A 12,856-nucleotide genomic window follows, 5' to 3' on the forward strand; every position below is an offset into this window, starting at 1 on the left:
CTGCTCAGCCGCCGCGGCCTCTCCTGGACGACTGGGGCACAGGTCCGTGCCACGAAAACCGTGCTCAACCTGCAACTGCTCCAGCTGCCGCTGCCCCTCAGTGCACAAAAGGCCTAGCGCACTCTCACCACCACGAATGGCTTCCAGCATGTCGGCCTCCAGATCGATCAAGGCCCTGGGAGCATCCACCGTGCTTGGCGAACGGCGCTCCACCTGCCCGCGCCAATTGCGCAGGAAAGGACCAAACACGCGATACGGATCACCACCACCGGTTTTGATCAAATCCGGGGCCAGCAGCAGCTGATCCCAATCCACCAACACCTTGCGACCATCCGCTTGCAGTGCTTTGGCCACCTGACGGTCGCGTTCCCTTGCATAGGGCTCCACATCCCGGCTCCAGACCACCGCAGGCGCCTCCAGTAACGACGCCAAACGCGGGAGCAGCTGCACCGGATCGCCGGCCACCACCAGCAAACGACTCCCCACATCACGCCAGCGCTGCTGAAGCTCGCGCAGGCTTTCCACCAGGAACCAAAGCCGGGCCGGAGCCATCGGTGGCAACGACTCAGGCGGGTCAATCAGCGCTGGATCAAGCACATACACGCCCGTCAACGCAGGGCTGATCTCCGCTGCCGCCTGCAAACCGAGATTGTCGGCCAAGCGCAGGTCGCGGCGATGCCAAAACAAAACGCGAGACGCCGTCATCAGAGACCCAACAGTTGCTTGGCGCGGAACCAGGCGGTGACGCTCTTGCCATCCAGCCATTCATCACCGGATGCCAGATGGGCATCCAATTCCGACGGATTCATCAGGATCACCTCAAGATCCTCATCGTCATCGCCAGTGGGTGGATGCTCCAAACGGCTGAGGTCCCGCGCCAAAAAGCAATGAATCACCTCGTCGGAATATCCAGGACAAGGCAACATCGGGCCAAGCGAATCCCAACGGGCAGCGCTGTATCCAGCTTCTTCCCCAAGCTCTCGTTGCATTGATTCCAGGGGATCTTCACCCTCTTCGAGGGTGCCCGCAGGGAACTCAAGGAGACGTGCCTGCACCGCAAAACGGTATTGACGCAAAATCACAACCTGGCCGTCAGAGGTGATGGGAACCGCCAGTGAGGCGCCTGGGTGGCGAATGATCCCAAACGTTCCCTCCACCCCCATTGGCAACAGGATGCGATTGCGCTCGAAACGAATCTTGCGCGCATCCATGATCTCGAGGGTCTCCAACAACTTGGAGGGCTCAGGCGCGGGAAGCGGGACCATTCAGGGGGAACAAGCTTTCAATCCAGCATGGCGGGTTCAGTTCCACAGCCGTGCGTCAGCCCAGCTTTCAGCTCAGCCAGGGCGTTGAAGCCTGCATGGCCGCCAGCAATGGCTCCATCACAAAACAGCGCAAATGCAAGCGGGGGTGCGGCAGCGTCAAGCGCGGATGATCCAAACGCCAATCGCCCCAAAACAACAAATCGAGATCCAAAGGTCGCGGTCCCCAGCGTTCCTCCTGAGAGCGGTCGCGCCCAAATGATCGCTCCACCTGTTGGAGTGCATCCAGCAAATCCAGTGCTGCGGTCGACGCAGGTTTGACCTCTAGGCCCTTCACCAGCAGAACGGCATTGAGATAAGACGGCTGATCGGACGGTCCACCCACAGGTGCGGTCTGCTGCAACGGGGACCAAGAGAACGTCAGTGCCGAACAAACATCGTTCGAAGCAGTGGACACTGGACTGCTCTCTTCCACGGACTGGGCCCAACGACCGATCAGACCCTCCAGCAAGGGCCTCACGGCCATGAGAGTCCGCAGGGGCGAGCCATAAGGGCCGACCTGATTGGAGCCCAGGGCCACAGCAAGGCTGTGGGTCTGATCAGCGAGACTGTTTCTCACAGGTGGAGTCAAGGCGCATCCATGGTTGCAAGCGGGGTGACATCAAACGGAGTCATCAACACAGTGGCGCTGGATCAAGCCAGCCGGGCTTTTCCGCTGGCGGCTATTACCGGCCACGGCACCCTCAAGCTGGCCCTGCTGTTGGCAGCAGTCGATCCAGGCTTAGGCGGCGTGATCATTGCTGGCGGGCGTGGAACAGGAAAGTCGGTGCTGGCTCGAGGCTTGCATGCCCTGATCCCTCCCATCGACGTTGTTGACCTTGAAGCCGCTGGAGAGACCAAGCTGCCGGGACGCAACCTCGATCCGCAGAATGCCCAGGATTGGGGCGAACGGCAGCAAGATCCACCCACCACAGTCATTCCAGCCCCGTTCATCCAGATTCCCCTTGGCGTTACGGAAGATCGCCTGGTGGGCTCCGTGGATGTCACCGCCTCCTTGGCCAGTGGTTCCCCCGTCTTCCAGCCGGGATTACTGGCAGAAGCACACCGCGGTGTGCTCTACGTCGATGAGCTGAACCTGCTCGACGACGGGATCATCAATCTGTTGCTTGCCGCCGTTGGCAGCGGTGAAAACCAGGTGGAACGGGAAGGGCTCAGCCTGAGCCACCCCTGCCGACCACTGCTAATTGCCACGTACAACCCCGAAGAAGGGGCCATCCGCGATCACCTACTGGATCGCTTTGCGATCGTCTTATCCGCCAATCAAATCGTTAGCACTGAGCAACGAGTGGAGATCACCAACGCGGTCCTGGCCCACGGTCAGTGCAGCAGGAGCTTCTCCGACAAGTGGAGCGAAGAAACCGACGCGCTCGCCACCCAACTGCTCCTGGCGCGGCAATGGCTACCGGATGTACAAATCAGCAGCGAACAGATCGAATATCTGGTGATCGAGGCCATTCGCGGTGGGGTGGAAGGGCATCGCTCCGAGCTCTATGCCGTGCGTGCCGCCAAAGCCCATGCCGCCCTCAGCGGGCGCGATCAGGTGGAAGCAGAGGACTTACAAGTCGCCGTTGCGCTGGTGATCGCCCCACGGGCCTCTCAACTGCCCCCACCTGAACAACAGATGGAGCCACCACCACCCCAAGATCAACAGCCACCGCCACCACCTGAAGGAACAGGAGAAGAGGAAGAACAGGACAGCGAAGAACAGGAAAGTGAAGACAACAGCGATGATGACGACACCCCCGAAGATCAGCCACCACCGTCGGTCCCGGAAGAGTTCATGCTCGATCCAGAGTCCGTAGCGATTGATCCCGATCTGCTGCTGTTCAACGCTGCCAAGAGCAAAAGCGGCAACAGCGGCAGCCGCTCCGTTGTCCTCAGTGACAGCCGTGGTCGCTATGTGAAACCGATGTTGCCCCGCGGCCCCGTGCGCCGCATCGCCGTTGACGCCACCCTGCGCGCTGCGGCCCCGTATCAAAAGGCGCGCCGCGCACGGCAGCCTGACCGCGTCGTCATTGTTGAAGAGTCCGACCTCCGAGCCAAGCTGCTGCAACGCCAGGCTGGTGCCCTGGTGATCTTTCTGGTGGATGCCAGTGGTTCGATGGCTCTGAACCGCATGCAGAGCGCCAAAGGGGCCGTGATCCGACTCCTCACCGAGGCCTACGAAAACCGCGACGAGGTGGCCCTCATTCCTTTCCGCGGTGATCAAGCTGAAGTGCTGCTGCCCCCCACCCGCTCGATTACGGCCGCACGGCGACGCCTGGAGTCCATGCCCTGCGGCGGTGGCTCACCGCTGGCCCATGGCCTGACCCAAGCCGCCCGGGTGGGTGCCAATGCCCTGGCCACAGGCGATCTCGGCCAAGTGGTAGTGGTTGCAATCACGGATGGTCGAGGCAATGTCCCCTTGAGCACCTCTCTTGGGCAACCCGTGCTGGAGGGAGAGGAAAAGCCCGACTTAAAGCAAGAAGTGTTGGATGTGGCCACCCGCTATCGGATGCTTGGCCTCAAGCTGCTGGTGATCGACACCGAACGCAAATTCATCGGTAGCGGCATGGGCAAAGATCTTGCCGAAGCCGCTGGAGGAAAATATGTGCAGCTCCCCAAAGCGAGCGATCAGGCGATTGCCGCAGTCGCCATGGATGCTCTGAACACGGTTTAACTCAACACGGTTTAAGGCTTGGCGACATCCGGGGTTCGTGCAGGGTACAACTCGTGAAAAAACTGCCCTAAACCGATCGTGACGCTCCGCACAGCCGCCATGAATTGGGGGTCTGCCGTGAGTTTTTCAACGTCACCACCCACCTCATCAAAGGTTGCTGTCAACGATCGGGCATTGCTCACCGTTTGCTTGAGGTCGGTCATGGTTGTTGGCGTGTCAAAAGCGCTCACAATGCTGTTGATGTGACGACTTGCACTAGCGGCCTGAGCCGTGGCTTCATTGAGGTTCGCAATCGTGGGTGCAGCCTTAGCCAAATCCTCTCTGAGTTGCGTGGCAAGCAGCTCAATATCCCTCAACGTTTCGTCGAACTGTTCTGTCGATCCAACCAACTTGGGGACCAACTGTTCTGTCTTTGCCTGATTCAAAAGCTCCTGAAAAGAGTTTGTGATCGATGCGAGGCTCGCGGATTCGCTGCCTTGAATCGTTGCTCCATCACACAAAACACCCTGCCCTTTGCAGCGTTGAGATTTGGGCAACGGAGCATTCTTTTGAGGAGGCGGGCCAAGACTGGTTAGGGCCACCTGAGAGTCTCCACCCAACAGCGATTCAGACGCCACTGCGGCTTGAACAGGCAGCGATAACTGGAGATCATCCTGAGAAATCTCGATCGACACCCTGACAGCCTTAGGCGTCACCTTGATATCCCTGACATTCCCCACCATGATTCCCCGATAGGTCACAGGTGAGCGAACCGCCAATCCCCCTGCATCCTGGAAATCGGCTGTCACGGTCCAAGACTTTGACAAAACACGCTCGCCTCTGAGCCAGAGCATGGTGCCTGCAAAGCCGACAACCGCGGCAATCACGGAAAATCCGACAATCCCCTCACGTACACTCCGACGCATAATTCAGTGCTCAGCAGGCTGCATAGGTCCGCGCAGGTTACCCGTCCTGAACTGAACAACGTAGGGATTCTCTGTTGTTCGGTAATCGTCCACAGTTCCGTCCCATTGGAACCGGCCGCCATACAGCATCACAATTCGCTCCGCCGTGCGTTCGATGGTGCTGTGGACATGGCTGACCACCAGCGAACACCCCTGAGCCACTGTGGTGGTTTTGACGATTAAATCTTCAATCCTCGTGGCTGCCACTGGGTCTAGACCTGCTGTGGGCTCGTCATATAACAAGAGGGGCATGGCAGCTTCATCTCGATCTGGATCATCAATCAAGGCGCGAGCAAAGCTCACTCGCTTCTGCATCCCTCCACTGATTTCGCCGGGATATTGATGGGCGACTTCATAAAGACCCACAGCTTCCAAGCAGGCCATGACACGGTCGCGAATTTGGGCCGGACGCATCCTTCCGAGCCGGTTCAATAGGAAGCCAACGTTTTCCTCCACCGTTAAGGACGCCAACAGCGCTGGGTTTTGGAAGACAAGACGGACATCGGGCGGACGGCGTTGATCCAGGCGGAGGTAGGTCTGAGGTTCACCAAACAACCTCAATTCGCCAGCGGTGGGCAGTTGTAAACCAGCCAGCAAACGCAAAACGGTTGATTTTCCCGCTCCTGAAGGACCGACCACCGCGATGCGCTCCCCGGGATTCATCAGCAGATTCACCCCGTCCAGCACCGGATGAGACCCCCACTGCATCGTGAGATCTCTCATCTCAACAATGGGTTTGAACGAGGAATCCCGCGCGTTAACCAAAGGGCTGATGGCTGAAAGTTGACTCATCCTGCCTGGATTGCCGTAAAAGGTTGGTGATCAGGTTCAACTTCCGTACAGTTCAACTACTTCGGTGGATTTGACGCCATCGCACCCGATCCCTTTTGACCAGCCCTCCACGCCGCGGAAATCGACAACGACTCCGAGCCATGCAGGCGGAACGGCAGCGCGATCTAATGCTGCGCTCCCGCAGGGCCATGAGCTGGTTGCAACCCGGACTGGTGGTGAAGCGATGGCTACTCACCTCGGGAATTGGATTGGTCTTAGCCCTCTTAGGGGCTGCGGTCTGGGCAGACCTACAACCCATCTATTGGATGCTCTGGGCCATTCAAGAATCTCTTGGTTGGATCACGAGAGTGTTGCCGGGTGCTTTCACCGGTCCGCTCGTGCTGCTGCTGGGGATCGGACTGCTGCTCTGGGGGCAAAGCCAGAGTTTTGGCTCGATCCAACAGGCCCTGGCCCCGGAAAAAGACACGGTGTTAATAGATGCGCTTCGTGCAAAAAGTCGCCTCAATCGAGGCCCCAGCATTGTGGCGATTGGTGGTGGAACAGGCTTATCAACCTTGCTGAGTGGTCTGAAGCGCTACAGCAGCCACATCACAGCGATCGTGACCGTTGCCGATGACGGAGGCAGTAGCGGCGTGCTGCGTCGCGAACTTGGAGTGTTGCCTCCAGGAGACATCCGCAACTGTCTTGCCGCTCTTTCCACAGAAGAACCGTTACTCACCCGTCTGTTCCAATACCGCTTCTCAGCGGGCAGCGGTCTAGAAGGCCACAGCTTTGGCAATCTCTTTCTGTCCGCCCTCAGCGCGATTACGGGGAGCCTGGAAACAGCGATCACAGCGTCAAGTCGCGTCCTCGCCGTTCAGGGCCAGGTGGTGCCCGCTACCAACGCCGATGTGCGTCTCTGGGCTGAACTCGAAGACGGCACAACGATTGAAGGGGAATCGGCGATCGGCAATGCACGCAGCCCGATTGTGCGGATGGGATGCCTGCCGGAAAAGCCACCGGCATTACCCAGAGCACTCGAAGCCATTGCCCACGCCGATTTGATTTTGCTGGGACCAGGCAGTTTGTACACCTCACTTCTTCCAAACTTGCTAGTGCCTGAATTGGTCACGGCGATTCAACGCAGCCGCGCGCCCAGGCTTTACATCTGCAACCTGATGACCCAACCAGGCGAAACGGATGGATTGGATGTGAGTGGTCACCTGCGCGCCATCGAAGCCCAATTGGCTTCTCTCGGGGTGAGCAAGCGCTTGTTCGACTGCGTGCTTGCCCAGGAACCCATCAGGGAATCTGCTCTTCTGGCGCACTACCGCAAGTTGGGCGCAGAACCAGTGATCTGCAACAGCAGGCAACTCCAACAAGAGGGCTTTGAAGTCATGCAGGCCCCACTTCAGGGGAGTCGACCCACTGCGACTCTCCGCCACGATCCTCGCAGTCTTGCCTTAGCTGTGATGCGCTTTTACCGGCGGCATAAGCGTGACAGTCAAAACGCTTGAATTTAGTAAGCGTCTTGCATTTCATAGAAGTCGGGTTGCACGTAATCCTTACGAAGCGGCCAGCCCGTCCAGTCTTCAGGCATCAGTAAACGCTTCGGATGGGGATGACCGTCGAAGTGAATGCCAAACATGTCGAAGGTTTCACGCTCCTGCCAATCCGCGCCACGGAAGAGTCCATACAGGCTGGGAAGACTGGGCTCACCCTCCCGGGACAAGAACACCTTGAGACGCACTTCACGGAGGGTGTCTCTCTTGCCGTCGATGAGCTCAGCCATCGCCACAAAGTGATAGAAGCAAACGAGCCGCTCGCCGGGGCCCTCGTCATATCCGCCCTGACATTGCAAGTAGTCGAAACCATTGCTTTTCAAGGCAGCAGCAATCACTTGCAAGAAGAGAGCTTCAACTCCGATTTGCTCAACACCGAGATGGTCGGCATCCAAGGGATCGTGATCGAAGCCTTGCTTGTTCAGCCACTGGCTCACAGGACCTGGTTGAGGAGAGGCCGAAACAGGTACATCAGCAGACGACTGCTTCTCGGAATTAGGACTCATGACGAGGCACCTGAGGAGACGGGCTCAGCGGACTCAGTTTGCTCTGGTGCAGGCATCGGGACACCTGCACCAGGAGCGAGAGCAGCGACCTGGGTCTCAGCACGCAGGTAGGAGCCCGTCACGATTGGTTCAACGGGAACCATGGCGTGATCGACGGTGCAGTAACGGTGCGTTTGCTTGAGCTGACGGCGATCACTCACCGACTCATTTCCCACCTTTTTCCGAAGCTTGATCACCGCATCAAAAATAGCTTCAGGACGAGGCGGACATCCGGGAAGATACAGATCCACAGGGATCAGTTTGTCCACGCCACGAACAGCGGTCGTGGAATCAGCGCTGAACATACCGCCCGTAATCGTGCAGGCTCCCATTGCGATGACGTACTTCGGTTCAGGCATTTGCTCATAAAGCCGAACCAATGCCGGACCCATCTTCATCGTGACCGTGCCAGCGACGATTAAAAGATCGGCTTGCCTAGGCGAACTACGAGGCACAAGTCCAAAGCGATCAAAATCGAAGCGCGAGCCAAGAAGAGCAGCAAACTCGATAAAACAACAGGCCGTCCCGTACAACAACGGCCAAAGACTGCTGAGACGCGCCCAATTGTGTAAGTCATCCAAGCTCGTCAAGATGACGTTCTCACTCAGATCGTTCGTGACAGAGGGCGAACCCTCTGCAGCTCCACCTACGGGCCCACAACTCGCTTCACGAAGATCGCGAAGAGATTGGATCGAAGGGCTGTCGCCGGTTGAGGTCATGGTGATGGGGTCGGTCATCAATCAGCTCCACTCGAGGGCGCCTTTACGCCATGCATAGGCCAATGCCACAAGGAGGATGGTAATAAAAACAAGGGCTTCAATGAACGCCAATAAGCCCAAGCGATGGAAGGCAACAGCCCAGGGATAAAGGAAGACCGTCTCGACATCAAAAATGACGAAAACAAGCGCAAACATGTAGTAGCGAATATTGAATTGAATCCAAGCGCCACCAATCGGCTCCATCCCGGATTCATAGGTGAGCTCACGCTCTCCGGTCTGGCTGCGAGGAGCCAAAAGCTTGTTGGTCACCAACGCCAAAACGGGGACGGCTGCTGCAATCAGCAGAAATCCCAGGAATGCGTCATAACCCGGCAGCACAAACATCAAGGCAGCCTCGATCTGAACCCCAGTCTGGCATTCGTAGACCACCTCTGTCGTTGCAAGGCCCAGCGCCGATAGAGTCTTGTCACCTTGTGGAGGAGTGGTGAGCGAAGAGATCAGCCAAGCAGCGGGAGTTCCCGCCGACGTTGCCCCCCTCGCAGAGGAGTTAATCGAAGCCGAAGCCCATCAAGACGAAGCGAATACCAGCACGGTCGAGGAGACATCCGATCCACGCACGCATCGGTTCGAATGTCGAAGCTGTGGATACGTTTACGACCCCAATGAAGGTGTCACAAAGCTGGGCATCGTTGTGGGCACCGCTTTTGAAGATCTCGACCCGATCAGATTCCGTTGTCCGGTCTGCCGCAGCAGGGTGGGAGCCTTTACCGACATTGGGCCTCGCTCCAAAGCGAGTGGGTTTGAGGAGAACCTTAATTTCGGTCTCGGCGTTAACCGCCTCACTCCAGGGCAAAAAAATGTGCTGATTTTTGGCGGCCTCGCCCTTGGCTTTGCTTTCTTCCTCTCCCTTTATTCACTGCGCTGAGACCACCTCTGATCCCAATGAAGCAACTGCTTACCCCTTTCTTCAATCTTTTGTTAGTGGCCTGCATTGGCCTCGGTCTTGGTGGGTGTGTCACCACGCGTTTGCCGATGGCACAATCCAGCCCCTGGCAAGCCCTTGACCTCAACACCCAAGCCAATCCTCTGGATGTGGCCTTCACGAGCGCCGACCATGGCTTCCTTGTGGGAAGTAACAGACTCATCCTTGAAACGAATGATGGCGGTGCCAATTGGAATGAACGCAGCCTTGATCTCCCTGTCGAAGAGAATTTTCGATTAATCAGCATCGCCTTCGACGGTGACGATGGCTGGATCGCAGGCCAGCCTGGTTTGCTGATGCACACCACCGATGGTGGCAAGAACTGGACCCGACTCTTCCTTGACACCAAACTTCCAGGCGAGCCCTACCTGATTACAGCTCTAGGACCCAACACAGCCGAACTCGCTACCAATGTTGGTGCGGTCTATCGCACCAGTGACGGAGGCGGAAGCTGGGAAGCGGAGGTGAGTGATGCCGCAGGTGCGATTCGCGATTTGCGACGGGGACCTGAAGGTGGATATGTGAGCGTGAGCAGCCTCGGCAACTTCTATGCCGGATGGGCCCCTGGGCAAGACGTCTGGCAAGTGCACCAGCGCGTCAGCAGTCAGCGGCTTCAAAGCATCGGCTATCAACCTGATGGAAAGTTGTGGATGGTGGCTCGAGGAGCTCAGATTCGTTTTAACGAAGATGACGTTGACAATGAGAACTGGGGTAAGCCGATCATCCCGATCACCAATGGCTACGGCTACATGGACATGGCCTGGTCCGATGACGGTGCCATTTGGGCCGGTGGCGGCAATGGGACGCTGCTGGTGAGTCGTGACAACGGCGACAGCTGGGAACGGGATCCCGAAGCGAATCAGACCCCCACGAATTTCAACCGTTTCGTGTTCGATCACAGCGGCAATCGATTGCATGCCTTCCTTCTTGGCGAGCGCGGCAACCTCTTGCGCTGGTCCGCCACGAGCTGATCCCATGCGAACTCCCGCGGCTCTGACAACGCTCTGTAACCAGTGGGGTGAGAGCGGCGCGAGTTTGGGGCAGCTGCCCTAAGATCAATCAGCTGATACGCCCGACGCCATGGCTGCCGGCTCCACCGGGGAACGCCCGTTTTTCGAAATCATCACCAGTATTCGTTACTGGGTGATTCATGCCATCACCTTGCCATCCATTTTCTTGGCAGGGTTCCTGTTCGTGTCCACAGGTCTCGCTTACGACGCCTTCGGCACACCTCGTCCAGATGCTTATTTTCAGGCCTCTGAAAGCAAGGCTCCTGTTGTGAGCCAGCGCTATGAGGGCAAATCTGAACTCGACCTGCGCTTGAAATAAGCCATGACACAGTCTCCAGCCACTTCAACGCCTCGCAACTACCCAATCTTCACGGTGCGTTGGCTCGCTTTGCACACCTTGGGTGTTCCCACAGTTTTCTTCTTGGGTGCCCTAGCTGCGATGCAGTTTATTCGCCGCTAATCACCCAACGAAATTTCCATGGAGCGCAATCCCAACCCCAACAATCTGCCGGTTGAGCTAAACCGCACGAGCCTTTATCTAGGGCTGTTGATTGTTTTTACGACTGGAATCCTTTTTTCCAGCTACTTCTTCAACTGAAGGACTGAATCATGAGCGGTAAGAAATCCAATCTGCCAGACGGTCGCATACCCGATCGCCTACCCGATGGCCGACCAGCAGTTGCCTGGAGGTCTCGCTGGACTGAAGGCACTCTTCCTCTTTGGCTTGTTGCTACAGCAGGTGGGATGGCAGTCATTTTTGTTGTTGGCCTCTTCTTTTATGGCTCCTATGTGGGCGTTGGTTCTGCCTAATATTTTTCTCAAGCCCTATCAAATCTCTTCCCATTGATAGTTTTCTATCGATGGGATTTTTTATTGCAATCTATTTAGAAAGGCATAACGCAATCATCGCGAAGCACGAAGCGTGATCCCAATTGTGCATTGATGCAATCTGGATCGAATTTTTGGTCGTTTTGGACGTTTTCATGACGGTTGAACCCTTACGATTGAAGTCATCACAGACAAGGCTGTTCAACGTGTCCTGTTCAGTGAATCAGTATCAGTCACAGCAGAAACCTCGCAAAAGACGACCAAAGGGCAGGCAACTGGTTTGCCCGGTTCACCAGGATCAAATCCTTCGAGGAAACGGAAAAAAATATTTTTTGCATTTATTAAGCGCAGAAGCCCTGAAGCAACGCGGGATGGCTTCCAAAACTGCACAACTGGTCATTCATGCTTATCCAGTGTTTGTGTTGAGCAACGAGTGGCTTGAAGAGCTGTATTGCGAACAATGCGGCAGCAGCCATTGGTGCCACATCATCAAACATTCCCCTGATCAATACACCGTGCGCTGGGCGCCCCAACATCTGTGGGAGCAGGTGGCCCATGTCGACCCGAGTGTGGCCAATCCAACCGTTAGTGAATACACCCGCAAGCAAGCCCGCAGGCACCAACAAAAACGTGTGGACGGGAAACGCTTCTACGGTTGATAAAAAGTCTGGTACCAATCAGCAAACCGTTGGATGCCCTCTTCGATCGAGGTCGAAGGCTTAAATCCCACCCAAGCTTCTAAAGCCTCTGTGTTTGCAGCCGTGGCCACCACATCACCAGGCTGCATCGGCTGAAAATCCTTGATTGCTTCCCTCCCTAACGCCTGTTCCATCACCTCAATGAAACGCAGAAGTTCGGTGGGCTGACTGTTGCCGATATTGAACACCCGATGGGGTGCCGCGGCCGTCGCCGGATCAGGCTGCATCGGATCAAACTCGAGATTCGGCTTGGCGGGCTTGTCGCAACAGCGCAACACACCCTCCACGATGTCGTCGATGTAGGTGAAATCACGCTGCATTTTGCCGTGATTGAACACCTTGATTGGATCTCCGGCCAGGATCGCCTTTGCAAACAACATTGGAGCCATATCCGGTCTGCCCCATGGGCCATAGACCGTAAAAAAGCGCAGGCCAGTGGCTGGCAACCCATAGAGGTGGCTGTAGGTATGCGCCATCAACTCATTCGCTTTCTTGCTGGCGGCATAGAGGCTCACGGGATGATTCACCGCTTGTTGTTCGTGAAACGGCAAATTGCGGTTGCCGCCATACACCGAGCTACTGGAGGCGTACACCAAATTGTCAACGCCGTGGTGACGACAACCTTCAAGGATGTGGCCAAAGCCCACCAAATTGCTCTGGATATAGGCAGCTGGATTTTCCAGTGAGTAACGAACACCCGCTTGAGCTGCGAGATTCACCACCACCCGCGGTCTCTCCGCCGCAAACAGCTTGAGCAAGGCCTCGCCGTCCTCCAAGGCCAGGCGTTGGAAACTCCAAGCTCCAGGCCTTGGCGCG

At 56.8% G+C, this 12,856-nt stretch carries 18 protein-coding genes; 9 read left to right on the forward strand and 9 right to left on the reverse strand.

Annotated elements, in window-relative coordinates:
* From NCN04_RS02790 to folK, 3 genes are all read right to left on the reverse strand, one after another.
* Positions 1-705, reverse strand: a 705-nt coding sequence (locus NCN04_RS02790; RefSeq protein ID WP_250395114.1) for a deoxyribodipyrimidine photo-lyase, incomplete at its 3' end; no start/stop codon positions are given.
* The gene (locus NCN04_RS02795; RefSeq protein ID WP_250395115.1) at positions 705-1,265 is read right to left on the reverse strand and encodes an NUDIX hydrolase; all 561 of its coding nucleotides are present in this window, start codon (positions 1,263-1,265) and stop codon (positions 705-707) included. The genes NCN04_RS02790 and NCN04_RS02795, both read right to left, overlap by 1 nt.
* 67 nt (positions 1,266-1,332) lie before the next feature.
* Positions 1,333-1,881 (reverse strand): 2-amino-4-hydroxy-6-hydroxymethyldihydropteridine diphosphokinase, encoded by a 549-nt coding sequence (gene folK / locus NCN04_RS02800; protein ID WP_250395124.1) that lies wholly within the window; start codon positions 1,879-1,881, stop codon positions 1,333-1,335.
* Between the two features lie 21 nt (positions 1,882-1,902).
* Between folK and bchD the strand changes: the two genes are divergently transcribed.
* On the forward strand, positions 1,903-3,981 hold the full coding sequence (gene bchD, locus NCN04_RS02805) for a magnesium chelatase ATPase subunit D (RefSeq protein WP_048347773.1): 2,079 nt from the start codon (positions 1,903-1,905) through the stop codon (positions 3,979-3,981).
* Between the two features lie 11 nt (positions 3,982-3,992).
* On the opposite strand, the gene NCN04_RS02810 is transcribed toward bchD, so the two are convergent.
* Positions 3,993-4,886: an MlaD family protein gene (locus NCN04_RS02810; protein WP_250395116.1), complete on the reverse strand. Its 894-nt coding sequence runs from the start codon at positions 4,884-4,886 to the stop codon at positions 3,993-3,995.
* Positions 4,887-4,889: 3 nt separating this feature from the next.
* Entirely contained in the window at positions 4,890-5,717 is an 828-nt protein-coding gene (locus tag NCN04_RS02815) for an ABC transporter ATP-binding protein (RefSeq protein ID WP_250395117.1), read from the reverse strand.
* Between the two features lie 140 nt (positions 5,718-5,857).
* Here NCN04_RS02815 and NCN04_RS02820 point away from each other — a divergent pair, with 140 nt between their 5' ends.
* Positions 5,858-7,213, forward strand: a complete 1,356-nt coding sequence (locus tag NCN04_RS02820; RefSeq protein WP_250395125.1) for a gluconeogenesis factor YvcK family protein — start codon at positions 5,858-5,860, stop codon at positions 7,211-7,213.
* A gap of 2 nt (positions 7,214-7,215) precedes the next feature.
* Here NCN04_RS02820 and NCN04_RS02825 read toward each other — a convergent pair whose 3' ends face one another.
* The 3 genes from NCN04_RS02825 to NCN04_RS02835 are packed head-to-tail and all read right to left on the reverse strand — an operon-like array spanning position 7,216 to position 8,906.
* Positions 7,216-7,764 (reverse strand): NAD(P)H-quinone oxidoreductase subunit J, encoded by a 549-nt coding sequence (locus tag NCN04_RS02825; protein ID WP_250395118.1) that lies wholly within the window; start codon positions 7,762-7,764, stop codon positions 7,216-7,218.
* Complete coding sequence (gene nuoB / locus NCN04_RS02830) at positions 7,761-8,540, reverse strand: NADH-quinone oxidoreductase subunit NuoB (protein ID WP_250395119.1); 780 nt, start codon at positions 8,538-8,540, stop codon at positions 7,761-7,763. Before nuoB ends, NCN04_RS02825 begins: the two co-directional genes overlap by 4 nt.
* Positions 8,541-8,543: 3 nt before the next feature.
* Positions 8,544-8,906 carry an NAD(P)H-quinone oxidoreductase subunit 3 gene (locus NCN04_RS02835; protein ID WP_041426843.1) on the reverse strand — a complete coding sequence of 121 codons (363 nt, stop codon included), beginning with the start codon at positions 8,904-8,906 and terminating at the stop codon, positions 8,544-8,546.
* A gap of 100 nt (positions 8,907-9,006) precedes the next feature.
* Between NCN04_RS02835 and NCN04_RS02840 the strand changes: the two genes are divergently transcribed.
* The 7 genes from NCN04_RS02840 to NCN04_RS02870 all read left to right on the forward strand — a co-directional run bounded on the left by NCN04_RS02840 (position 9,007) and on the right by NCN04_RS02870 (position 12,001).
* The gene (locus NCN04_RS02840; RefSeq protein ID WP_250395120.1) at positions 9,007-9,447 is read left to right on the forward strand and encodes a rubredoxin; all 441 of its coding nucleotides are present in this window, start codon (positions 9,007-9,009) and stop codon (positions 9,445-9,447) included.
* A gap of 17 nt (positions 9,448-9,464) precedes the next feature.
* On the forward strand, positions 9,465-10,475 hold the full coding sequence (locus NCN04_RS02845) for a photosynthesis system II assembly factor Ycf48 (RefSeq protein WP_250395121.1): 1,011 nt from the start codon (positions 9,465-9,467) through the stop codon (positions 10,473-10,475).
* Positions 10,476-10,584: 109 nt separating this feature from the next.
* A complete protein-coding gene (psbE, locus tag NCN04_RS02850) occupies positions 10,585-10,833 on the forward strand; it encodes a cytochrome b559 subunit alpha (RefSeq protein ID WP_006853744.1) in 249 nt (82 codons plus the stop codon).
* A 3-nt stretch (positions 10,834-10,836) separates the two neighbouring features.
* Positions 10,837-10,974, forward strand: coding sequence for a cytochrome b559 subunit beta (gene psbF, locus NCN04_RS02855; protein ID WP_048347768.1), 138 nt, complete (start codon positions 10,837-10,839; stop codon positions 10,972-10,974).
* Positions 10,975-10,992: 18 nt separating this feature from the next.
* Positions 10,993-11,112, forward strand: a complete 120-nt coding sequence (gene psbL, locus NCN04_RS02860) for a photosystem II reaction center protein PsbL (protein ID WP_006853746.1) — start codon at positions 10,993-10,995, stop codon at positions 11,110-11,112.
* 11 nt (positions 11,113-11,123) lie between these two features.
* Entirely contained in the window at positions 11,124-11,324 is a 201-nt protein-coding gene (locus NCN04_RS02865; protein WP_048347767.1) for a photosystem II reaction center protein J, read from the forward strand.
* Positions 11,325-11,713: 389 nt separating this feature from the next.
* The gene (locus NCN04_RS02870; RefSeq protein WP_250395122.1) at positions 11,714-12,001 is read left to right on the forward strand and encodes a hypothetical protein; all 288 of its coding nucleotides are present in this window, start codon (positions 11,714-11,716) and stop codon (positions 11,999-12,001) included.
* Here the strand turns inward: NCN04_RS02870 and NCN04_RS02875 are convergent.
* The coding region (locus tag NCN04_RS02875; protein ID WP_250395123.1) for an NAD-dependent epimerase/dehydratase family protein at positions 11,992-12,856 on the reverse strand (865 nt) is incomplete at its 5' end. The genes NCN04_RS02870 and NCN04_RS02875 overlap by 10 nt on opposite strands.

The organism is Synechococcus sp. MU1655 (assembly GCF_023630655.1).
GTDB lineage: Bacteria > Cyanobacteriota > Cyanobacteriia > PCC-6307 > Cyanobiaceae > Synechococcus_C.